This window comes from Candidatus Eremiobacterota bacterium (assembly GCA_031082125.1).
Taxonomy (GTDB): domain Bacteria; phylum Vulcanimicrobiota; class CADAWZ01; order CADAWZ01; family Ess09-12; genus Ess09-12.
The window spans coordinates 1-549 of sequence record JAVHLM010000064.1; the positions used below are offsets into that span (position 1 = coordinate 1).

1 protein-coding gene is annotated in these 549 nt (G+C 59.4%); it reads right to left on the bottom strand.

What is annotated here, in order from left to right; genetic code table 11:
- The coding region (locus tag RDV48_31350; protein MDQ7827332.1) for a hypothetical protein at positions 1-513 on the bottom strand (513 nt) is incomplete at its 3' end.
- Positions 514-549: the final 36 nt, after the last annotated feature.

The window sequence follows — 549 nt, forward strand, 5'->3', positions numbered from 1 at the left end:
ATTCTGCGCAGGCTGATTCTGCGCAGGCTGATTCTGCGCAGGCTGGTTCTGCGCAAGCTGGTTCTGCGCAGGCTGGTTCTGAGTAGGCTGGTTCTGAGTAGGCTGGTTCTGAGTAGGCTGGTTCTGCACCGGCTGGTTCTGTGTAGGCTGGTTCTGTGTAGGCTGGTTCTGTGTAGGCTGGTTCTGTGTAGGCTGGTTCTGCGTAGGATTAGTAGTAGGCGCCGTTGTCGGCTGCTGCTGGCCCTGTGCGGGTTTTTGCTCTGTTCCCTGCTGCCCCTGCGTGGGGGACTGCGTGGTGGTGGAAGGCGTCTGGTTCTGCCCCTGAGACTGTGAAGGCGGCTGAACTGATGTTGTCGGAGCCTGTCCCTGTCCCTGTCCAGGTTTCTCCACTGTCGTTGTAGGAGTCTGTCCCTGTCCGGGCTTCTGCTCTGAACCCTGCTGCCCCTGCACCTGTGTCTGCTGCGTCTGTGTAGGCGGCTGAGTTGTTGTATTAGGTGTCTGTGGCTGCTGCACTTGCTGCCCCTGCTGAGGCTTCTGGCTCTCAGTCTG